Raw genomic sequence first — 21,625 nt, forward strand, 5'->3', positions numbered from 1 at the left:
AAACAACTGCCCCAGGAATGGTAATTATCGGGATTTAAATCTCCCTAAAAGGTATTGAATTTAAAGCCGGAAAAAAGCAGGACGGGGGTTTCGATTGGCACGATCGCAAACCCCCGTCCTGTCTCTTTGACGTCCTTATCGAAATATAGCGCCTCCGAACATCCAACCCAGGTAGAAAACCACAGCAATGGAGACAATGTGGAGAATCCACCAGCCGCTGCGAAGAAAGCTGAAGCTTCTCAGTTCTATATCGTTAGCGTCTTTGATGTCCTGTCTGAACTCATCACTCATTTTTATGGCCTCCTTATTCCAGATTCCAGAAGTGGGGACTCTGCCATTATTATTCCAGCATTCATATTTTTTATGTGTTTGGCAAAAAATTTACTTAAAACCCGCTTTAAATTTGACAAAGGGCCATTATTAACTAGAATGTATATAACAGAAACTATTGCACAATTATGTGCACATCCAAAAGGAGGCCTTTATGAATAACCTGCGCAGAGATCTTCTGAATCCTACCCTCAAAGATGTCCTGGAAAACTTCTGCCTGGATAAAACTTATACCGTCGGCCAGGGCAGTTATTTGATAGATGATAAAGGTATCCGCTATCTGGATTTCATAGCTCAATATGGTTCGGTTCCGTTTGGCTACAACCCCGACTTTATATGGGAACGCCTGGAAATGGTGCGCCAGGCCGGCATTCCCAGCCTGTGTCAGCCCTCTCTGCCTGCGGAAGCCTTAAAACTGGCCAATATGCTTGCAGAACTTACCCCCGGTGACCTGTGCTACTCCACTTTCTGCCAGAGCGGCACTGAAGCAGTGGAGGCGGCCATAAAACTGGCCAGGTCCACTACCGGCCGGGCATTGATCGTGTCAACCACCAATAGTTTTCACGGCAAGACCCTGGGGGCTTTGTCGGCAACCGGCAAGAGCTCCTACCAGGAGCCGTTCCGGGCGCCGGCCCCCGGATTCGTAAGAGTGCCCTACAATGATATAGAGGCTTTGCAGGATGTGTTTAAAGCCCATGATGGAGAGATTGCTGCTTTTATTGTGGAGCCTGTACAGGGCGAAGGAGGCATCATAGTTGCCCAGCCAGGCTATCTCCGCGACGCCCAGGCTTTATGCCGGGAGCACGGGGCGGTCTTTATTGTCGATGAGATACAGACCGGCTTGGGGCGTACCGGGCGTTTGTTTGCCTGTGAGCATGACGGCATTGAGCCTGATGTGCTTTTATTGGCCAAGGCTCTGGGGGGCGGCCTTCTGCCCATGGGCGTCTGCATAAGCTCACCCCGGGTATGGAACGATGATTTCGGCATGCTGCACAGTTCTACCTTTGCCAATAACAACGTAACCTGTGCGGTGGGGCAGGCGGTTTTAGAACGGCTGCTGGAGGATGATCAGGCCCTGATCAAGGATGTGAAACGCAAAGGCAGCTATATGCTTGAACAACTTGAGCTCATCGCTGACCGCTGCCCCGGTGTGGTAAAAGAGGTGCGCGGGCAGGGCTTGATGATGGGGTTGGAGTTCAATGAACTGGGAGACTGCGGTTCTTATGATATGTCTTATCTGGTAGACCAGGGCGGATTCTCCGCGCTTTTAACCGGGTTCTTATTAAACTGCTATCATATCCGCCTGGCCCCTTACCTGAATAATTCCATGACCCTGCGTCTGGAGCCCGCCCTGACCATTGAAGACGAAGCTATGGACAGAGTGCTCCAGGCGGTAGACGATATCTGCAGAATCATGGCCAACAAGGATTATGGCAGGCTGTACCGCTATTTGATAGGGGATACGGCCATTCCCGGCAAAATTGTGGATTATCGCAGCAAGCATCGCCAAACCCGATATTCCAAGCTAAACAACGACGAAGCCCCGAGCAGGAAATTCGCCTTCATTATCCATTATCCCGGGCCTGAAGATGTGGTATTGAACAATCCTTCATTCGATGCTTATTCCCGCGAGGAATTGTTCCGTTTTATGGAATGGGAAAGCCGCGCCGCTGAACCCGGGGTGGTGTGCCATCTGCCCAGCATCCGCTCCCTGGACGGAACCGTTGCCGAGGGGTGGCTGATCGGGGTGCCTTATGGCGGCCGGGAAATCATGGGCTCCTGCCGGGAAGAGGCTGTGGAAGCCATCCGTAAAGCGGTGGACATTGGACGTGATCTGGGGGCCGGCATCATAGGCCTGGGGGCGCTGACTTCGGTGGTGACCCGGGGCGGGCGCTCCGCCCTGGGGAGGGGGGTTGCCATTACCAGCGGCAACAGCTTTACCACCTTGATGGCCATGGAGGCCCTGGCCGCAGGAGCCGGCAAAATGAAAATAAACCTGGAGCAAGCCCGCGGTGCTGTAGTCGGGGCCACTGGATCAATTGGCCGGGCTTGCGCGGTGATGCTGTCCGAACAGATTGCCAATATCACCTTGCTGGGAAATCCCGCCCATGTAAAGAGCAGCCAGAACCGCTTGAATTCATTGGCCGCTGATTTGCTGAGCTGGGCCTGGCAGCGTTGCCAGCAAGGAAATTTGAGCGGATTGGCAGCCTGGCTGGATAGTGCTCTTAAAACCGGTGCCAGGATATCTTCGGCCTTAACCCGGGATTTGAAAAATCATCTGACTCTCGGTCAACCGGTATCCTATAAAATGCTGCAGGAGTGGTGTGACGGCCTGGGCCAGCGCTGCCCCCTGCATTTATCTCTGGATGTGGAGGCCACCCTGCCGGATTGCCAACTGGTTGTGGCGGCCAGCAATTCGCCTGAGTATTTGATCTTCCCCCATCACCTGCGTTCCGGTGCAGTGGTATGCGATGTGGCCCGGCCAGCCGATGTGGCTCCCGAGACCATAGCTTCCCGGCGCGATGTATTGGTTTTAGAGGGAGGACTGGTACAGTTGCCCGACCAGGTTGCATTTGGGGCTAACCTGGGTTACCGGGACGGGGTCACCCTGGCTTGCCTGTCCGAAACCATGCTCTTAGCCCTGGAAGGGGATTATCAGGATTACAGCATCGGCAATAATCTGAGCTTATCCACAGTCACCTATTTGCGCGGCCTGGCTGCCAAACACGGCTTTGGCCTGGCCGGGTTAAAAATGGGCAATGACGAATTGGATGAGGACGATATCGCTGCCATATATCAGAACTCTCTGGTTACTCTCAAAAAGGCGGGCAGTCTGTAGAGCCTTGCTATGCATCACAGCATTTTGCGATACTGGCCGGAAAAGGTTATGATTAGGAGTGAAACCAGCCTTTAAAGCGGATGGTAAAACAAGGGGGTAGGGGCATGGATCTAACAGAAATAACCATTAGAAAGAACGGCAAATGGTATTTCGGCGAAGCCGAAATGTTTCGCCGCAATATTTTAAATATTTTAGCGCAGCACATTGAAAAAGCTGAGGACGGCAGCTACGGCATCCGCCTGGGCAGCGACTTCAACCCTCTGACAGTCGAAGATGTTCCCTTTTTGGCCAGCGGGTACTCCAAGGAGGACGGCAGAATAAAACTGACCTTTCATGACTTGCAGGAAATGTACCTGGAAGGAGAGGTTCGTTTGATTCTTAAAGGGGATGTCCCCTATATATCCTTTCGCTGGGAAGCAGATACCCGCCTGAGCCGCGGGGTGTACTGGAAGCTGAGCCAGTACTTCCGCTTCCAGGGTGATGACGTCTATATCGCCACACCCGCCTTGCAGGAACAGTAACTTTTAGACTGTAATAAAACCCCGTGGGGCTGCAAACACTGTACACCGTTACACCGGGACGGCAGACTATGTGAGAACTTTCGGTAAGATTTCGAAAAAATGTTTGGGATGCAATTTACTTTACACAAAAGATTACGGCCTACCCAATGATAGCAGATATGGGAGGCTACCCCTCATTTTTACCACAAAGTGCTGTTATTTGGCCGTTTGAAGGAATTTTTGCTATTGATTTATTGAGTTGCGAGAGGCAGACTTTTAGACACAATCTGCCTCTTCCTTGCCTGCCCTACCGACCTTTTTAGCGACCTCCAGCCCTCTTCTAAAGACTTTCACTCCTTGGCATTTTTTGTCTCTAAGTATCTAGCATAGTTTAAAAGTTCTGTTTTGCCATCGTCCGACAACGACAAAAACAAGTCTGTTAAAATATTGGTTTCTTGGACATAGCGGTTGTCGGTGAATCCAATCAGATAGCTAAAACCTACGTTCAAGGCCCTGGCAATGGCCGCCGCATGGATCAGCTTGGGCGGATGACAAGCTGCCTCGTATTTGGATATAGTTGCCTTTGATACCCCAGCCATCTTGCCTACATCCTCCTGAGATAACCCCCTTTCTTCCCTTATTTCCTTTAACCGTTGGGCAAATACTTCTCTTAGCTGTTTTGCATCTGTCTGATTTGCTCCTGTCTGTTTTAGGTCTTTATTAATCTTTACCACCCTCTTACACATTCTAATAAACATATAACACGAATTAACTTAATGCGCAAGAAATAATGATTTTTGTTAACAAAAGTTATTGACAAAAATTTACCGATCTGGTAGTTTGGTATTACCGGAGTTGCAAAAAGTTAACCGATAGAGGGGAGACGTTAATGACTTTTCCCATTGAGAGAAACATTCGGGCCGAACGGGTTCGGTGCGGATTGACTCAAAGAGAAATAGCTCGAAAGCTCGGACTTTCGGCAACTGGATACAACCAGAAGGAAAATGGAAAAAGGCCATTCACCCTTGAAGAATTCGTTAAAATATGCAAAATACTGCAAGCAAACCCAGATTCATTAATCAAAAAGTCCGATTAATGGGCTTTTTTTCGCCCCTTGGTTTCGAAATGTTAACAAAAGGAGGACGGAGCGTCAGAAAAAAGCCAGGGATTTAATAATGGCTGCTATGTTTTAAGTAATGATGAAAGGAGGAAAACCGGTGAAAGGGCTGTTAGTTGCATTTGCCATTACGGTTTCACTGATATCCGGAATGTTTAGTTCATTGTATATTTTCACCAGGATTTACCTGGATACGTAGCAGTAATTGTTAACTGGGTCACGGGAAAGATGGGGGGGTAGAAAATGTAAATAGGAGGAGGATAAAAAGTGACTAGATTACAAGAAATGTTTTTATTTGGTACTTTCATTTTTTACTTATTCAAAGGCGCATTGTATGTATCTTTATACGCAGCATTGATCATTGTGGAAAAACATGCCCGGCAACGACATAAACAAATACAACTGTTTTTATGTAAAAAGAGGGCTAGTGAGCGGGAAAGATGGCAGGTGGCATATAGCCTATATGAAAAGCAAAGCGATATTCCAACATCAAAGCCTTTAGAATTATCCCAATTAATAAATAACCCCAATTCATTTACAGCATATTCCAATGTCAAACATTGCCTATAGGGCTAAAGTTTCAGCGACTTCACTCTCCTGAACCATCATAAATTTTGCGCCAGATATGATTAAGACTCTTAAGTTTCAGGTATTATCCGAAATGTTATACATGGAAGGTTCTTCTGTCCGTTATCGCGCTTTACGGTATAACTAATAGAATTAATGGTGCCGGAGGCGGGGGTGGGGGTGTGGCGAGACAGCAGAGGAAACCTGCGACCGAATACCAGGTTATCGCAGCGCGTCATTGCAATCCTACTGGGAGTTGACAAAAGCGTGGTGAAAAAGGTGAAACAGATTAGCCGGCCAATGGCAAAAAACCGCCTGACTCCTGCATTCAGGGCCTTGCGCCTGCTTCAAATTCCTTTTCCGCCCGGATTTTTATGCCCTGCAGGTTTTGCCATTGCTGTATACCCGCGCCGCCCGGTTCGATGATCAGATAGTTGAGCAGTCTGAGTCTCCAGCCTTCATTCTGATTGCTGCTCCAGCGCACCAGCAGGCGGGTGGTTTCTTCATCGACAGCCTGGAGTTGATAAGTCCAAGCCACCAGGTAGTCCTCATTTTGCTTACCGGTCAGCATCAAGGTCTGGGGCGGCTGTACCTTTTCGGCTTCCATCCCCAATTGCGGGGTGAGATGGATCTTATCCCCTTCCCGCAGATCCTGCAGTTCCGGAATGATACGGTTGGCTGACTGGTTGCCTTCATAAAAGTAACCCGGCCCGGCCATACGATTGATAAAATCCCAATTATACCAGCCCGCCCGCTTATAGCCCATCTGCACCACATAAGCCCACACCGTTTCCCGGGGAGCATTTATGGTGACCGCCTGGGTGTATTTCCAGTTGGGATCGGCCACCAGTCCATCACCCGGTATGGCAGCGCCGATTTCCTCATCGGTGGCGCCCATGCGCAGCATCCACGGCCTTACCACAACGATATAGAGCACTATTAGTACCAGAATAAAGATTAATGTCTTTTTTATCATGGTTTTCCTCCATGCCGGCAAAGGCCTGGAACGACGGTAAGAGCAGCCATTAACCATGGTTTAACGGCATTTTCCGCGATATACACTTGGCCGGGGGACACAGACGCTTCCCGATTCAGGCTAGAGCACCCCTAAATGCGGGGGCCTGAATAGGCGTTCATCATAGCTCAACAGCTCATCTAGCTCAGCCAGCATGCGGTCTTTATCCCTTGTCAGGATCCCGTTGATATTGCAGTAATTGTTGCTGTGGTCACTCAGAAAGACGCTGCCTTCGCATTCCAGGTTTTCCAGCAACAGTCTCACCTCGCGCAGGGTTTCGTGAGGGGTCTGCAGCTCGAATTCCCCGCTCTGGTAGGCTTCATACATAGGAGTACCGGGCTGGGGAAAAAATGTCCGCAAGCGTATAAAACTGGGGACGAATGCATTTAAGGCCTTGGCGCTGTTGATGGCGTGCTGCCGGCTGTATTTTCTACCGCCTACCCCGGCCAGATAGTACTCGCTCACTTCTATGCCAGCCTGTTTGAGCTTTAATCCCGCCGCTATGATTTCTTCGCTGCTGGTGCCTTTGCAGATCTCATTCAAGACCACATCATCCCCGCTCTCCATTCCCATATGGAGGCGGTTCAGGCCGGCCTCTTTAAGGGTTATCAGTTCTTCCAGACTTTTTTTATTCACAAACTTGGCCGAACCGTACACGGTAATGCGTTGCAGGTGAGGGAAACAGGCGCGGGCATAGCGGCAGATATCAACCAGCTGTTCAGTTTTCATCACAATGGTGTTGCCATCGGGGAAAAAGACGGACTGGACCCCTTCGCCATAATACTCCCGGGCCGTTTGCAGATCTGCCTTGATATCCTCTACAGGCCGGACGCGGAACTTCTTGTCTTTGTACAAATAACAAAAGGCGCAGCGGTTATGAGGGCATCCGATGGTGGCCTGTATAAGTAAGCTTCCGGCCTCGCTGGGCGGGCGATATACAATTCCTTCATAACGCATGGCTTAAACCTCCTTATATAAATCAAACATAGCAGATTGTATAATGCTTTTGAAGGCTTAATAGATACAAAAGCCTAATTTCCAGTTGTTTTCAGGGCTTTTAATGGCTATATTTACAATAAGATATACAAAGGAGCAGGATTATTATGCCCCTTCGGGTTTTAATTGCAGCCGATCAGGAAAGAGAACGCATTGTGCTGAGATATCTTTTGGAACAGATAAAAGCCGTGCAAGTTGTTGGGGAAACGGTCAGCGGCCTGGCCTCACTTAAATGTAGCCGGGAACAATTGGCCGACCTGGTTATAATGGATGTCGGCGAAATGGAAGAGGGCGCCTGGCAAGCGGTGTCGGCCTGGGCTGAACAGAAGGATGCTCCTCTGTTGGCACTGGTGGGTGAAAAGCCTGAACGGGCGGTTGAAGCCTTTGCCTGGGGAGCCCTGGATTATTTAGTCAAGCCTGTGGAATCCAAGCGCATCGAAAAGTCGGTGCTTCGGGCCAGGGAACGCCTTCTTGACCGGGAACGCATCCAGGAAATAGTGGAAATCAAACTCAAGGAAAGAATAGAATTCATTTTAGGCAAATACCGCCAAGCGAATAAGACCTTTAACCTTCTGCCGGTGCGCGGCAAGGGCAAAATCACCCTGCTGAAGGAGGAAGACATAGTATATTGTGAGAGCCAGGTAAAAAAGGTGATCATATGCACCCGCAACGGGATGTACATCAGCAACTTCACCCTGAATGAACTGGCCGTCAAGCTTAGCGAAATCGATTTCTTCCGTGCTCATCCGGCCTTCATGGTTAATCTGAATTATGTCAAAGAGATATTGAATTTTGGAGAAGGGTCGTATGTCCTGCGCCTGCATGGTTGTGAAAGGGACATAATTTTGAGCCGTTCCAGAGCTAAATTATTGCGGCACAGGTTAGGTATTTAATTTATACTTAATATAGTGTCACTGGGGATAAAAAACATACCGTACATACCATATAATTAACTTTATGGTGCTAAACCGCGGAGCATGGATAATGGTATAATCTTAAGAAAGCATGATTAAACAGGATTTTTGTCCTGGGCTGGGGGTGAAAAATTGACTAAAACCCGGTTTTGGTGCGGACATCAATTTGAACTGTCAAAGTAACCCGTGAAAACTACTAAACAAAACAAACCTAGCGAAAAAAATCACAAAATCTATTAATATACAATTAGGGTATTAGTACGTACAGACAAAAATGTGAGGAGGGTAGACAGAGGAGCAACAGGATGGGTGATGGGACGGAACGTCGTCCATCAAAAGACTCCCGAGAAAAATATGAAATAAAACTGGGGGATAGGCGTCTTTAGGTCGTTGAGATCTATAGCCGCAGGCGAGATTGGAGTGATAGAATGTTACCATTTTATGTATTAGAAAGGTATGAGGGTAACGAGGCCTTATTTAATCTGGTAATGATGTCCATCGTTTCTACATATGCTGGTGAGCCTTTGCATGTGCATGCTGAGGGGTTGCGCGGTACTGGTAAAACCACAATTATGAGATCTGCCCGGGGTATCCTACCGCCCATCGAACGCATAAAAGGCTGCATATATAATTGTGATCCCTATGATCCCCATTGTCCCCACCATCGTTATTTAACCCAGGAACAAATCGAATCCATCGGCACCGAAATGATTCCCATGCCGTTCTTAGAGATCTCCCACTCAGCCAAGGTGGGGACTGTCGCAGGCAGTATCGATCTGGCCAGGTTGACGGATCCTAATCATCCGGAAGCACATATGCTCCCCGGTTTGATCCCGCAAGCCCACCGCGGAATTCTATTTATAGATGAAATCAACCGCCTGGCAGACACTTCGCCAGAAATTACTGACATCCTGTTGGATGTGATGGGCAATAAACCCGGACACCTGCAGATTGAAGAAGCCGGATTACCGGCCGTGGAGATCATTGTTAATGTATCGGTGTGGGCAGCCTCCAACCCGGATGAAGACCCGGGCCCGCTGGAGGAGATACGGCGCCAGTTGTCAGACCGTTTTGACATGGTCTGCTATATGGGAAGGCCTCATTCAGTGGATATTCTTTCTCATATGCTGGCGGAAAATTCTCACCAGAAGAAAGCCCGTCTCTATAAGCAAAGAAGAGTAGTACAGGTGGATGAAAGCAAAAACGACGCCTATCGCCAGCAGATCATCCGCTGGGCTGAGCAGTATGACAAGACCGAGCTGCCTGACTTTTTGCGCAACTTCATTGCCCGCTTGTATATCAAGCATAATCTGGAAAGTATCAGGGCTATTGAGGCCATGCAGCAGGGATCGGTTTTGCGCTGCTTAATAAAAAACCGGGATAAGGTACAAATATCGGATGTTACCGAAACCATACCCCTGGTATTGAAGCATCGTGTCGACGGTGACACCCTGGTTCGCATCATTAACGACCTCGACACCCGGGGCAGCAAAGAAGGCATCTTAAGCTTCAAGAACCGTAAAGAAAAGAAAAAAGAGGAAGAAGAACCTGAATATTTTCAGCATGATGCCCGTTCATTGAAGGATTTAAGCCGCGGTGAATTAATCAATACCGAAAAGAACCTGACGCCGACTGATTATTAGGGAGGAGTGGTCTAAAGTGGCATGGATGGAAAAATCCAAAGTCGACAAGGCCGCTTCTGTAGGCAACTACCTCGGACTGTATCTGGGTCAGGGTCAGGGCATTCGTTTGGGCGAGAGTACGGTGGTGAGCTGCCATACCCATGGCCGCATGCCGGAAAAAAGAGTTAAAGGCCAGATTAAGATCTTCACCAACCGGGATGCGGGCAAATGCTTTTTGGATTTTGTCGATGAAGGTCAGGTAGTTCACATGGATGTGTTTCACCGGCCCGGCGAGGTTGATCCGGTTGAACTGGCCAAGGCCATCTTTTGGGGGTTTAATCAGTATTTCATCGTCAAAGACCCCCAGCTTCAGTACGCGGAGGATGAGCGCTTTAAGATAGCAGCCGGCTTTGCCACCAAGATATTCTTGACCACTGCTATGGGCAAAGGTACCGTATACGAATTGATGCAGGAAAAAATCCAGCCCTATAGCGAATCCGACGAGGGTCATGATCATGTCCATATCCTGGCCCAGCTGCAAAAAGAAGAATATTATCTGGTCTATGTAATCGCAGAAATTGTTGAAGAATTCATTCTCAATAACGAATTAAAACTGTCCCGGGTACGGAATATAACCCATGGCAATCAAAAACGGGAGGAAGAAAGCTACGCCGGATACATGCGCCTGCCCTGGAAAAGACTGAAGGGACAAAACGCCCGGCAGCTGCCCGATAAAGAAAATGTTAATCAGCTGATCATAAAACTGGCCGAAAAATTCGGCGGGGTGGAGGAAATTGAAGAATTTATGGAAAATTACTCCACTAATATTTTGAAGCGCAAAGGCATCGAACAGCAGAAGAAAAAATGGGGAGATATCGAAAACGATATAGAACAATTGGAAGAACTGGGAATTATTAAAGAAACTATGTTCGGCAAGGTATTAACTAAGCAAGGGCAGGCTTTAAAAGATTTTGTTTTAACCAATAAGTGTGAACTGGAAACCGAAATCAGGCGCAATATCCGGAAAATGCCGGCCGGAGGAAAAGGCCGCTATAAAAAACTGGGCAAGTCGGAAAGCAAAATGTCATCAGTGGAACTGACCAACCGCAACCGTACCATAAACAACCCGGACAAAAATTGGTCCGGTGACCTGGCGGTGCCGGAAACCATTATTCAGGCCAAGAAAAACAGTTTTTTGCGTGGCGATAAGCATCTGGTCATTAAAAAAGATGATTTGCATTATTATGATAAAAAGACTTATGTGCCGGTCGATATCTGCTTCTTGATTGATGCCAGCGGCAGCATGGCAGGGGATAAGAGGCAGGCCGCCTGTTTCCTGGCGGAACACCTGTTGCTGTCCGGCAAGGAAAAAGTGGCAGTGGTGATCTTTCAGGAAAGAAGCAGTCAGGTAGTGGTGCCATTTACACGGAAACAGTCGATTCTCAAGAAAGGGTTGGCCATGATCAATCCGGCCGGATTGACACCTCTGGCCAGCGGCATTATGACTGCAGTAGATCTGATCAAAAACAGTCGGGTGAGAAACCCCTTGCTGGTGCTGATTACTGACGGCTTGCCCAATACCCCGCTGTGGACTATGGATGCCAAAGCGGATGCCCTGGAAGCGGCGGGAAAAATTGAAGAGGCCAAGATTAGATTTATGTGCATCGGCATCGAGGCCTACCGCCAATACCTCGAAAAAGTGGCAGAACGCGCCCATGGGGTCCTGTATATAGTTGACGACCTGAACAAAGATAACCTCATCAGTATTGTCCGCAGCGAGAAAAAACAGCTGCAGGAAGTGAAACAATGACGTAGTTACCGGCTGTTGCTTGATAAGGAGTTTGACATTATTCGTGGGATTCTGCTAAAATTTCAATAGTATAATAGTTGATTGACATATCTGCTAATATGTAATTAAGTTTTCTTTTTAATAACTCCTCCTTCATACCGAGCACCGTTAGGTGCTCGCTTTTTTTATAATTTTATAAAAAGATTCATAATAACCGTCAGCGCTTAGTATTAATTAAAAGGAATATTTTGGAGGAGGCATATTTATGGCAAAGAAGTTGATTATTGCGCTGACGGCAGTTGTACTAGGCATCTGTTTGCTCAGTGGAGGCTGTTCTTCCAACCAGGGCGCTGATAAAGTACAGCAGCTTAAAGACTTGCTGCAGCAATCTATAAACCGGGAACCCGCCCCACAGCCGGCTACGCGCATACAGGATCTGCTTCCTGAAGCTCCGGTTGCCACTCAGGAAGAAATTAGCGTCACCCTCTATTATGGAGACCAGGATAATAAAGGCCTGGTTGCAGAAAGCAGGAGCGTGGAGAAGACTGCCGGCATGGCGCGAGTAACCGTGCAGGAGCTTTTCCGGGGGCCTGCCCAGGCCGAAAACGTAAGGTTGTTTCCTGAGGGTACGCAACTGCTGGACATCAACATCAAATCTGATGGTCTGTGCATAGTAGACGTCAGCAATCACGTTCGCAATGTGCCAACCAAGGAGCAGGCCAAACTCATGGTTTATTCCCTGGTTAATACCCTGGGTGAATACCCTACCGTCAAAGAAGTCAGCTTGATGATTGACGGTGAATATGCTGATTCGATCAATTATTTGGATTTATCCGAACCTCTGGCTCCCAACTACGATTTGACCAAATAATAAACAGATAAGCCGACGCAAAAGGCTGCAAGCAGGGGCAGGGCCGTTTTAGGCCGTGCCCTTGCTTGAAATGCTCATGGCCGCAAGGCCGCAATACTTCGCAGCCTCCGCTGGTTCGACCGGGGGGCCTTCGCGACTATATGTTGGATATCCATGCAATTTGTAGTATCGTTGTAAATATAATCTAAATTAATCAAATGAAGGGAGGGAAGTCACCGGGATTTAATATTTTGAATCTGCGCTCATGAAATTGATGGAGGTGGTCCGATTATGAGCCTTTTTAAGCGGATTAACGATAACATTAGAGCCAACCTGAACGCTTTGCTGGACAAGGCCGAAGATCCGGTAATACTTCTCAACCAGTATCTCCTGGATATGGGGGATGACATCGCCGATGCCGAAAATGCCGTTGCCAGGCAATTGGTGGTGGTTCATAAGCTGAAAAGGTTATATGAAGAAGCGGCCGCTTTGGCGGATAAACGCTCTGACCAGGCCTTGATGGCTCTGCAAAAAGAACGTGAAGACCTGGCCCGGGAAGCCCTGAAGGAAAAGAATCTGTACGTGTCCAGAGCCAGCGATTACAAACAACAATATGATCATATGGCGGAGATCGCCGATAGCCTTAAAATCCAGCTTCAGGAAATGAAGGACGAATTCGAGCGTCTCAAAGCCAGGCGCGACACCCTGGCCGCCCGCGCTCAAGCCGCCAAAGCTCAGAAGAACGTTGCAGATTCATCCCGCGGCTTCGTCAAAGACAGCTCCCGGGGGGGATTTGAACGCATGGAAGCCAAGGTTTTGCAAATGGAGGCTGAAGCCCAGATCGCCGCGGGAGACTTGAGCGGCGGCCGGTCGGTGGATCAGGAACTGGAAGCGCTGGGCGCCGGCGATGCCATTGAACGTGAATTGGCGGAATTAAAGGCCAAGTTAGAGGCAGGCGAATAATCACCCCATATCATTGTCATTTCCGGCCGGTACAACATTCGTAAATTGTGTATAAAGTTGGAGTGGATTTTTCGGAGTACAAGGCGGAGGCGTGAGCAATACTGGACCCAGCTCGATTGACGGCAACCAGTAATTCGGAAAAATCTACCCAGATTATGTGCATGAGTATACGGAATGTTTTACTACCTTCAGGAGGGAGAACCAATGGAGTCATTATATTGGGGTTGCCTGTGGGGAGGGCTGATTTTTGCCATCATTACCATTATTTTCGGAGATTTGCTGGGCGATATCTGCGGAGGAATATTTCATTCCCTCTCTTTTGATCATTTGGATTTCCTCAGTCCCGTGGTCCTGGTCAGCGGCATCACCATTTTTGGCGGAGCCGGCATTATGCTTGGACGCATCAGTTCGCTGGCCGCAGCTTCGGTGGCCGTGTTTTCCGTAATAATTGCCCTGATATTTTCCATATTGATCTATTTTGTCAATGTCAGGCCCATGAAAAACGCGGAGAATTCCAGTGGATATTCCATGGCGGAACTGGTGGGGAAAATCGGGACTGTGAGCGTACCGGTCCCTGGAAACGGGTTTGGAGAAATTTTGGTCAAAATAGGCGGAGGCAATACCAATCATATCGCCTGCAGCTGCAACGGAGAGGACTTCCCGATGGGAACCCGGGTGGTTGTGGCTGAGGTTGAGAATGGAGTTTTGAAGGTCTTTTTGTACGAAGAGCAGTAAAAGGAGGATTGATGCCATGCCGGGCATATTAAGCGTTATAACGGTTCCACTGATCGTAATTGTGATTGTTTTGGTGCTGGGTCTGGCTTTTTGGGCCAGATACAAGACGGTGGGCCCCGACGAAGCCATGATTGTGACCGGGTCCATGCTGGGCAGCAAAAATGTGCTTTCCGACGATCCGGGGCGAAAGATAAAAATCGTCCGGGGAGGCGGCGCATTTATACTGCCTATTTTCCAGGAAGCGAATTTTCTTTCCTTGCTATCCCACAAACTGGATGTTACCACGCCTGAAGTCTACACCGAACTAGGTGTTCCGGTCATGGCTGACGGAGTCGCAATCATTAAAATCGGAGGTTCCGTGGAGGATGTGGTAACGGCCGCCGAACAATTCATGGGAAAACCCAAAGAGGCTCTGCAGCAGGAGGCTCAAGAGGTGTTGGAAGGCCACCTCCGGGCCATTCTCGGTACTATGACGGTGGAAGAAGTGTACCGCAACCGTGATAAGTTTGCCCAGGAGGTGCAGGCGGTCGCCGCCAATGATCTCAAGAAAATGGGCCTGCAAATCGTTTCCTTTACGATTAAGGATGTCCGCGACAAGCAAGGCTACCTGGACGCTCTGGGCAAGCCCAGAATAGCAGCCGTCAAACGTGACGCCGAGATCGGTGAAGCGCAAGCCATAAGGGATGCACGTATTCAGAAAGCGCTGGCCGATGAAGAAGCCCAAAAGGCAGAATTGCTGAGAGACACCAATGTGGCCGAAGCTTTTAAAGAAAAGGAACTTCAGGTCGCCGCCTTTAAAAAGGAACAGGATACCGCCAGAGCCGCAGCGGATCAGGCTTATAAAATTCAGCAGGCCAAATCCGAGCAGGTGGCGGTGGAAGAACAGATGCGGATAGAGATGGTGAGAAAAGACCGGGAAATTGACTTGCAGGAAAGGGAAATCTTACGCCGCCAGAAACAATACGACGCCGAAGTGAAGAAAAAGGCTGACGCCGATCGTTACGCGGTAGAGCAGGCGGCTGAGGCGGACAAGGCCAAACGCCTGCGGGAAGCGGACGCGTTGCAGTATAAAATAGAGGCGGAAGCCAAAGGCAGCGCAGAGCAAAAACGCCTGGAAGGGTTGGCCATTGCCGATGCGGAAAGAGCCAAAGGAACTGCCGAAGCCGAGGTCATACGCCTGCGCGGTTTGGCCGAAGCGGAAGCCAAACAAAAACTGGCCGAGGCTTTTGAAAAATACGGAGAGGCGGCGGTATTGGACATCATCGTAAAAATGCTGCCGGAATTGGCCGCCAAAATTTCCGAACCGTTAAAATCCATCGACAGCTTAACGGTAGTTGACACCGGCAACGGGGCGGGCGCGGCCCGTCTGAGCAACTATGTAACATCATTGATGGCAACCGCACCGGAAATGCTGAAATCAGTGTCGGGAATAGATATCAATCAGATGGTTACAGGGCTGACCCATAAACAGCCTCAGCCCTAGCAACAATTGGGGGAAACGGAAAAAGGCGACAGTGAAAACCTCTCTGTCGCCCAAATTATTCATACCCGCAAGTGGCCCACTTGTGTCACAATTATTTACATATTATTGTATTATCGGTAATTATGATATATCAATGTAGAATTGTTTGGGGAGAAGAAAATGAATTCAGACAGAATGGGAATAGTTCAGAAGTTAATCATTATGTGGACAGCAGTATTGCTTATAGGTGTCCTTTTTGGCGTGATGACTAAGTCGCATGCCTATTATTCGATCAGTTATAATTTGATGTTTAATCTACTAGTAACATTTTTAGGGTATATCCTGGTAGGCATCTTGTTAGGTATGCATCACTATATTAATGAAAATAAAAAAGATGGATCATGGAAGATCGATTGGAGTCTTATCTTCGGGTTTATTCTCCCCGTTTCTGTTTTATATGTAGCTTTTATATTTAATATCTTGAACATAAGTGCGTTCATTATTTCGCGGTTGGGAGTGGAATTCCCCCTCATATTAGGAGTGATCATAGGTTATACGGCGGTTTTGGCCTTATATAAAAATTGATTGCAATGAGAAGGTTTATGATTCTCAAGGCTGCCGCATTGTCTTCCTTAAGCTAATATTTGGCGGGGAACGCGACCTCTTGAAATGCTTATTGATCGAGGCCCATAGCGTGGTAGTAGTTGACCGTATCCATCACATTACGCTCCCATACAACTGTTTGTACTTTAGGGGGAAATGTTTCTACAAAGTCTTCTTTAGTAAGTCCGAAGGGCCTAATTTGTTCTCCGAACAGGGTTTCGGCATCGGCTCTCATTATGGGTACGCCCCCAAAACCATAATCCGCCTGTTCAAAATTAAATACCACACCTTCGATATAGTCGAAAACTGCAAATAGTACGATGGCATCCTGCATTTGCCTGGTAAAGTCGACCGTATAGTCCGGTTCTGCTGCGGTGAGCTTTAATTGATAACTTATTTGCAAAATCCCGTTATCCTCCCCATAATTTACGGCTTTGACGGTAAGTATGTCTTTTGACTGCAAAAGCCCGGCCAGCTTGGCGAAACTCTCCGCATCATAAGCCATATTGCGATAGGTATAAATCAATTCATAATCATAGCGCAAATCCGGGGTCGCTATTCTGCCGGAGGGTCCCTCCTGATCCCTTTTTTGAGCAGTAAACCAGACAGATGATGCCAGCAAAACAACGATTATAAATAAAGCCCATACCGCTTTGAATCCTGTCTTTTGCACTTTTCACCCCTGCTTTCCAGAAAATTCATTTAAAAACCCCCAAAAGAGTAAAATATCTTTCCATAAAGACCGGTCTCAAAGGCTGACGGCATCAATCAAAGTGTCATTTTGAATGTCTGAAAGTTATCAAACCCCCGTCCTTTGTCACCCGTTGACACCAAGACAGTGATCCCGCTTATTCGGTCCGGATGGCATCCAGGGCGCTGAGCTTCATGGCCCGGTTGGCAGGCGAGTAGCCCGCAATCAACCCCACCAGGGTGGAAAAGGCCACTGCCGAAAGCACCAGGCCCATGGGAATAACTGATATTTTGGTCGCGCCGGCCATCCCTTGGCTCATAAACCGGGCTGCTGCCATGTTTAATCCCAATGAAATCAGGCTGCTGCAGCATACCCCGATGATTCCTCCGGAAATCCCGATGATGCCGGCTTCCAGAAGAAACATCTTTTTGATGTCGCGAAGATTGGCCCCCAGAACCTTAATCACGCCGATTTCCCTGGTTCTTTCATAGATGCTCATGATCATGGTGTTGGTGATGCCGATGGCTGCCACCAGAAGACTGACCGCTCCAATTCCTCCCAGGATGGCCTGAATGACCCGGAACTGCTTGTTCACGCTTTCAAGCATCTCGGTCAGGCTATGGGGCTGATACCCCATTTGGCCAATTTGTTCCTGAATCGACTGGACCTGCTGTATATCCGCCACTTTGACCTTGATGACGTTGTATTTGTCTTCAGAGTTCTGGGAGCTTCTGGGCAGATGTCGGGCTTTGCGTTCCTCTTCCTGAATTTTTTCCAGGGTGGTGATGTTCATATAAGCGCTGTAGGTTTCTTCACCATGATTTTCTTTAAGAATACCGACTCCTTTTATCTTGACGGGGCTGGGGGGGATATAGTCATCGTCCCCTTCAGCTTCGCTCCTGCGTCTCTCTCCATACCCCATGTCGGTAGTGATCTGCAATTTGTCGCTGAGGAGATTTACGGGGGGCTTGGGCTCCGGTCCTTCTTTAGACCCGGTGCCGCCTACGACGTAAGTGGAGGAATAGAAACCTTCGCGGGGGTCATTTTGCAGCCTGGGATTACGAAAATTAAAAGCCACTTGCTTGCCAAAAACCATCGCTTCTTTGTCCCCGGCCATCAACAGACGGCCTTGTTCCACCTCAAAGTCAAAGGCTTCCATGAGAGCGGGATCCAACCCGATGACATTCACGTCGCCTACCATTTTCCCCTCAATCACACGTAAATAGGCATTTTTTACCGGCATAACCGCCTCTACCCCAGAGATTTTCCGGAAACTGGCCACTGCGGCATCATCCAGCCGCACTTCCGGGCTCCTTTTGGAAGTCTGCTCCATACTATAACCTCCGCCCCGGCGTACTTCGATAACGTTGAGGCTGCCCATTTGCTGCAGGCTTTCCTGAAAGCTGGCGTCCATGGCAAAGCCCAGGGAGAGCATAAGAATGATGGAGCTGGTCCCGATGACCACCCCCAGCATGGTAAGAAAGGTGCGCAGCTTTCTCCGCCTCAGGTTTCCGAAACTCATCTTCACCAAATCCAGACTATTCATCAAAGTTCACATCCTCAATCCGTTTCCTGCGCCTGCGGCGCACAATGATAAAGGCCAGCCCGCCGATGACAATCGCCGCAGCTCCTGCCAGCAACGGGGTTTTAAATCCTCCCTGGGCTTTAACCATATTCTCCGGCGGCTCCATCACGAAAGGCTCCGGCGACGACATGGCTTCGACTTGAAAGTCCTTTTTGATCTCGTAGAGCTGCCCCATGTCATCGTTGTAGGAGAATATGATCGATCCGCTGCAGACCCCTTCCTGATGCGGAGTTAAGGTCACTTCGAAATAATCGCTTTTGCCGGGTTCCAGGTTGCCGATGTATTCGGCCCCGTCTTGTATGTCGAAATCTCCTTCGGTGCGGATCATTAAATTCCTGACCGCAGCTTTGCCGGCATTAAAATAGGTCGCCGACAATCCGAAAGGAGATCCGGCAAAAATTTCATCCGGTTTTTCCAGCATCGGGACCACCAGTTCACTCTCCTGAATCACCGTCACCCCTATCAGTTCTTTGTCGGTGTATTTATTGCCTTTCTGATCTTCATATTCAAGGTCGGCGGTGATGTTGTAGGTTTTGCTGGCAGCGTCCAGCTTGGACTTCCATCTGACGGCCTGAGACATATTGCCGCCGGCGGGAATTGTTTCCGTAACAAAGGAACTGCCGCTGTTAACCGGAGAAAATATGTTTTCATCAGAGGTAAAACTGACTTTGATATTGTAGACATCCTTGCTGGAACTGGTGTTGAGAAAAGCAAGCTGCAGGTCAAAAACCTCGCCCGGCCGTACAAAATCATTCCCGTAGGAGTAATTTTCTATGATCAGCCGCGGGCTCGATTTAATATTTTTCCCTTCCCCGCTGCTGCCTTCTATGGCCAAATAAACTTTGCTTTCGGCGCTAAACTCCTGATTGGATTCGTTTTTGTATTTAATGGTCACATCCAGGGCATAAGAGCCGCTTTCGATGCCGGGATCGGCGTACACCTTAAAGGGCAAGGCTTTAAACTCTCCTCCCTTCATCTCAGTGACATAAAGCGTGTCCAGGGCCTGGTCCAGCCGTAAACCGGTGGAGGTGAAACCGGCCAGTTTCACCTGGATATCTTTGGCGATGAACTCGCCTTCATTCTTTATTTGCAGCTTGATCTCCGTGCTTTCGCCGCTGTCCAGGGTTTCATTATTCAACAGCAGATCCATGACGCGCAGCGCCGGCGCTTTATTATTGATGATCTTTATAAAAATGGTGCCGGTGGCGCTGCCCTCCCTGCCGCCGTCAGTAGTATAATCCACCTTAACGGAAATGGGATAAACCCCGGACGCGGTTCCCGGAGCCACTTTTAAGCCTGGGAACCTGGCGTACTCAATGTCCCGCGAGCCGATGGATACCATGGCTGTCTGCAGGGACATGCCAGCGATTTGAAATGGGAATGCATCCGGCTTATCAACCAGCAGAGACACGTTGACATTACGGGCGGTGCCTTGATGGAGATTTTCAACCGGCACGGACAAAGTGTCTTCTTCTCCCGCCATAAAGGTCGGTATGGATGCGCTGCGGCCGATTATCAGCTTCGGATCCTGGATAATCTCCATCTCCTCCGCCTGAAGAACGGCATTCCGCCCGCTCCATGGGAAGGGGATATCTCCCGGCGTTGTCAGTGTAAAAATGACCATTAAAGCGACAGATAAATAGAGTATCCGATTTTTCATGACATTCTCTCCTCAAGTTGCATGATTTGCTCCTGAGCAATATTTCCGTCCAGAAAATGGATGATACGGTGGGCAAAAGCGGCAATATCGCGATCGTGGGTAATGAGGACCAGGGTTTGTTGATGTTCTTTGGCCAGGCCCAGCATCAGCTGCATGATCTCCATACTTACCCGGGAATCCAGATTTCCGGTGGGTTCATCAGCGAGGATGATGGGCGGTTTGCCGACAAAAGCGCGGGCAATGCCCACCCGCTGCTGCTGGCCGCCGCTCATTTCAGTGGGCTTGTGTTTGACGAATTGCTTTAGCCCGACCAGGTCCAACATCTCGGCCGCCGCAAAATCTCGCTGCCGCTTGGGCACACCTTTGAATACCAGCGGCAGGCTTACATTGTCCAAGGCCGACAGAGACGGCAATAAATTGTAAGATTGAAAGACGAAGCCGATATACTTTTGCCTGAATAGAGCCAGTTGTTGCTCGGTCAACTTCTCTATTGATATTCCGTGAACCTGGATGGTGCCGCGGGTGGGTTTTTCCAGACCGGCCATCAGGTGCAGCAGAGTGGATTTGCCTGACCCGGAGGTCCCCAAAATGCAGCAGATTTCACCAGCCGGTATGTACAGATCGACCTGATCCAGGGCCACTACTTTCTGGGTTCCCACCCGGTATACCTTTCTCAGGCCATGGATTTCAAAGGCATTGATGGTTTGCCGCCCCCTCTCCCTATTCTCCTTATTATAATGATAATGGTTTTGGATATATTTTCTTGCATTGCAAATACAAATTTCTGTATCATATTTGTACTAAACCTACCCGGTTGGCCTCTGATGCACCGCCCGTCTGTCCCCGGGAGCGGAAAAAACGCCTTCTCCGCTTTGGTTTACTCTTTTAATTGGAACAACTCCTCAACGGAAGTATTCAATAATTTGGCCAACTTCATGGCCAGCTCCAGGGTGGGGTTGTATTTATCGTTTTCTATGGCTATGATTGTCTGCCGGGTCACGCCCAGTTTTTCCGCAACATCCTCTTGACGCAGTCCCAGTTCCTTGCGCAATATTTTTATTTTATTTTTCATCGCCTGTTACCTGGCATTGCCTACCAACTGCCGTGTAAAGAATAATTTGGCCGAAAAAAAGATTATATTTTGAATACAGAGAATCATAAATGGGATTATTGGCAATTCGCCGTCAATAATAAATCCCGCGATGCACCATGCGCATAGCGCCAGGACGGCAAAAACCCACGACAACCGCATGGATTTTAAGCTTATGGCTATTTCCATCTCATCCGCTTTCTTGATTTTCATAACCGGCCTCCCTTTCTTAATGTTAAAAGTTTTTTACATTTTGATTATGAAATGACTAGGCCAAAATGTCAAGATGATTTTACA

Annotated in this window: 22 protein-coding genes; 12 read left to right on the forward strand and 10 right to left on the reverse strand. The window is 48.7% G+C overall.

Annotated elements, in window-relative coordinates; all coding sequences use genetic code 11:
- Nucleotides 1-135 precede the first annotated feature (135 nt).
- Nucleotides 136-291 carry a hypothetical protein gene (locus tag B2633_RS05400; RefSeq protein WP_481040841.1) on the reverse strand — a complete coding sequence of 52 codons (156 nt, stop codon included), beginning with the start codon at nt 289-291 and terminating at the stop codon, nt 136-138.
- A 193-nt stretch (nt 292-484) separates the two neighbouring features.
- Here B2633_RS05400 and B2633_RS05405 point away from each other — a divergent pair, with 193 nt between their 5' ends.
- On the forward strand, nt 485-3,169 hold the full coding sequence (locus B2633_RS05405) for an aminotransferase class III-fold pyridoxal phosphate-dependent enzyme (RefSeq protein ID WP_483169651.1): 2,685 nt from the start codon (nt 485-487) through the stop codon (nt 3,167-3,169).
- Nucleotides 3,170-3,273: 104 nt separating this feature from the next.
- On the forward strand, nt 3,274-3,690 hold the full coding sequence (locus B2633_RS05410; protein WP_483169652.1) for a DUF1285 domain-containing protein: 417 nt from the start codon (nt 3,274-3,276) through the stop codon (nt 3,688-3,690).
- A gap of 329 nt (nt 3,691-4,019) precedes the next feature.
- On the opposite strand, the gene B2633_RS05415 is transcribed toward B2633_RS05410, so the two are convergent.
- On the reverse strand, nt 4,020-4,403 hold the full coding sequence (locus tag B2633_RS05415; protein WP_481040835.1) for a helix-turn-helix domain-containing protein: 384 nt from the start codon (nt 4,401-4,403) through the stop codon (nt 4,020-4,022).
- A 155-nt stretch (nt 4,404-4,558) separates the two neighbouring features.
- On the opposite strand from B2633_RS05415, the gene B2633_RS05420 reads away from it, so the two are divergent.
- Both B2633_RS05420 and B2633_RS05425 read left to right on the forward strand, forming a co-directional pair.
- Complete coding sequence (locus tag B2633_RS05420; RefSeq protein ID WP_481040833.1) at nt 4,559-4,765, forward strand: helix-turn-helix domain-containing protein; 207 nt, start codon at nt 4,559-4,561, stop codon at nt 4,763-4,765.
- A 288-nt stretch (nt 4,766-5,053) separates the two neighbouring features.
- Nucleotides 5,054-5,356 carry a hypothetical protein gene (locus B2633_RS05425; protein WP_483169653.1) on the forward strand — a complete coding sequence of 101 codons (303 nt, stop codon included), beginning with the start codon at nt 5,054-5,056 and terminating at the stop codon, nt 5,354-5,356.
- 325 nt (nt 5,357-5,681) lie between these two features.
- On the opposite strand, the gene B2633_RS05430 is transcribed toward B2633_RS05425, so the two are convergent.
- Nucleotides 5,682-6,329 (reverse strand): hypothetical protein, encoded by a 648-nt coding sequence (locus B2633_RS05430; RefSeq protein WP_483169654.1) that lies wholly within the window; start codon nt 6,327-6,329, stop codon nt 5,682-5,684.
- Nucleotides 6,330-6,449: 120 nt separating this feature from the next.
- Nucleotides 6,450-7,325 (reverse strand): radical SAM protein, encoded by an 876-nt coding sequence (locus B2633_RS05435; RefSeq protein WP_483169655.1) that lies wholly within the window; start codon nt 7,323-7,325, stop codon nt 6,450-6,452.
- Between the two features lie 146 nt (nt 7,326-7,471).
- Between B2633_RS05435 and B2633_RS05440 the strand changes: the two genes are divergently transcribed.
- From B2633_RS05440 to B2633_RS05475, 8 genes are all read left to right on the forward strand, one after another.
- Entirely contained in the window at nt 7,472-8,257 is a 786-nt protein-coding gene (locus tag B2633_RS05440; RefSeq protein ID WP_483169656.1) for a LytR/AlgR family response regulator transcription factor, read from the forward strand.
- 449 nt (nt 8,258-8,706) lie between these two features.
- Entirely contained in the window at nt 8,707-9,921 is a 1,215-nt protein-coding gene (locus tag B2633_RS05445) for a magnesium chelatase ATPase subunit I (RefSeq protein WP_483169657.1), read from the forward strand.
- Between the two features lie 25 nt (nt 9,922-9,946).
- Nucleotides 9,947-11,710, forward strand: coding sequence for a vWA domain-containing protein (locus tag B2633_RS05450; RefSeq protein WP_483169697.1), 1,764 nt, complete (start codon nt 9,947-9,949; stop codon nt 11,708-11,710).
- A gap of 244 nt (nt 11,711-11,954) precedes the next feature.
- On the forward strand, nt 11,955-12,560 hold the full coding sequence (locus tag B2633_RS05455; protein WP_481040822.1) for a GerMN domain-containing protein: 606 nt from the start codon (nt 11,955-11,957) through the stop codon (nt 12,558-12,560).
- 270 nt (nt 12,561-12,830) lie between these two features.
- Nucleotides 12,831-13,502 carry a PspA/IM30 family protein gene (locus B2633_RS05460; protein ID WP_483169658.1) on the forward strand — a complete coding sequence of 224 codons (672 nt, stop codon included), beginning with the start codon at nt 12,831-12,833 and terminating at the stop codon, nt 13,500-13,502.
- Between the two features lie 204 nt (nt 13,503-13,706).
- Nucleotides 13,707-14,237 carry an NfeD family membrane protein gene (locus B2633_RS05465; RefSeq protein WP_483169659.1) on the forward strand — a complete coding sequence of 177 codons (531 nt, stop codon included), beginning with the start codon at nt 13,707-13,709 and terminating at the stop codon, nt 14,235-14,237.
- A 16-nt stretch (nt 14,238-14,253) separates the two neighbouring features.
- Nucleotides 14,254-15,720 (forward strand): flotillin family protein, encoded by a 1,467-nt coding sequence (locus tag B2633_RS05470; protein ID WP_483169660.1) that lies wholly within the window; start codon nt 14,254-14,256, stop codon nt 15,718-15,720.
- Nucleotides 15,721-15,879: 159 nt separating this feature from the next.
- Nucleotides 15,880-16,284, forward strand: a complete 405-nt coding sequence (locus tag B2633_RS05475; protein ID WP_483169661.1) for a hypothetical protein — start codon at nt 15,880-15,882, stop codon at nt 16,282-16,284.
- An 88-nt stretch (nt 16,285-16,372) separates the two neighbouring features.
- Here the strand turns inward: B2633_RS05475 and B2633_RS05480 are convergent, their stop codons facing one another.
- The 6 genes from B2633_RS05480 to B2633_RS05505 form a co-directional block, all read right to left on the reverse strand.
- Nucleotides 16,373-16,975, reverse strand: a complete 603-nt coding sequence (locus B2633_RS05480; RefSeq protein WP_483169662.1) for a hypothetical protein — start codon at nt 16,973-16,975, stop codon at nt 16,373-16,375.
- Nucleotides 16,976-17,150: 175 nt separating this feature from the next.
- A complete protein-coding gene (locus B2633_RS05485) occupies nt 17,151-18,539 on the reverse strand; it encodes an ABC transporter permease (RefSeq protein WP_483169663.1) in 1,389 nt (462 codons plus the stop codon).
- Entirely contained in the window at nt 18,532-20,238 is a 1,707-nt protein-coding gene (locus B2633_RS05490; RefSeq protein WP_483169664.1) for a COG1361 S-layer family protein, read from the reverse strand. Before B2633_RS05490 ends, B2633_RS05485 begins: the two co-directional genes overlap by 8 nt.
- Nucleotides 20,235-20,897 carry an ABC transporter ATP-binding protein gene (locus B2633_RS05495; protein ID WP_483169665.1) on the reverse strand — a complete coding sequence of 221 codons (663 nt, stop codon included), beginning with the start codon at nt 20,895-20,897 and terminating at the stop codon, nt 20,235-20,237. The genes B2633_RS05490 and B2633_RS05495 overlap by 4 nt, the downstream gene beginning before the upstream one ends.
- Before the next feature lie 218 nt (nt 20,898-21,115).
- Nucleotides 21,116-21,310 carry a helix-turn-helix transcriptional regulator gene (locus B2633_RS05500; protein WP_481040807.1) on the reverse strand — a complete coding sequence of 65 codons (195 nt, stop codon included), beginning with the start codon at nt 21,308-21,310 and terminating at the stop codon, nt 21,116-21,118.
- 6 nt (nt 21,311-21,316) lie between these two features.
- Nucleotides 21,317-21,541: a hypothetical protein gene (locus B2633_RS05505; RefSeq protein WP_483169666.1), complete on the reverse strand. Its 225-nt coding sequence runs from the start codon at nt 21,539-21,541 to the stop codon at nt 21,317-21,319.
- Nucleotides 21,542-21,625 lie beyond the last annotated feature (84 nt).

It is taken from the genome of Syntrophomonas sp. UBA1041, from assembly GCF_002316705.1.
In the GTDB taxonomy this organism is placed as follows: domain Bacteria; phylum Bacillota; class Syntrophomonadia; order Syntrophomonadales; family Syntrophomonadaceae; genus DTU019.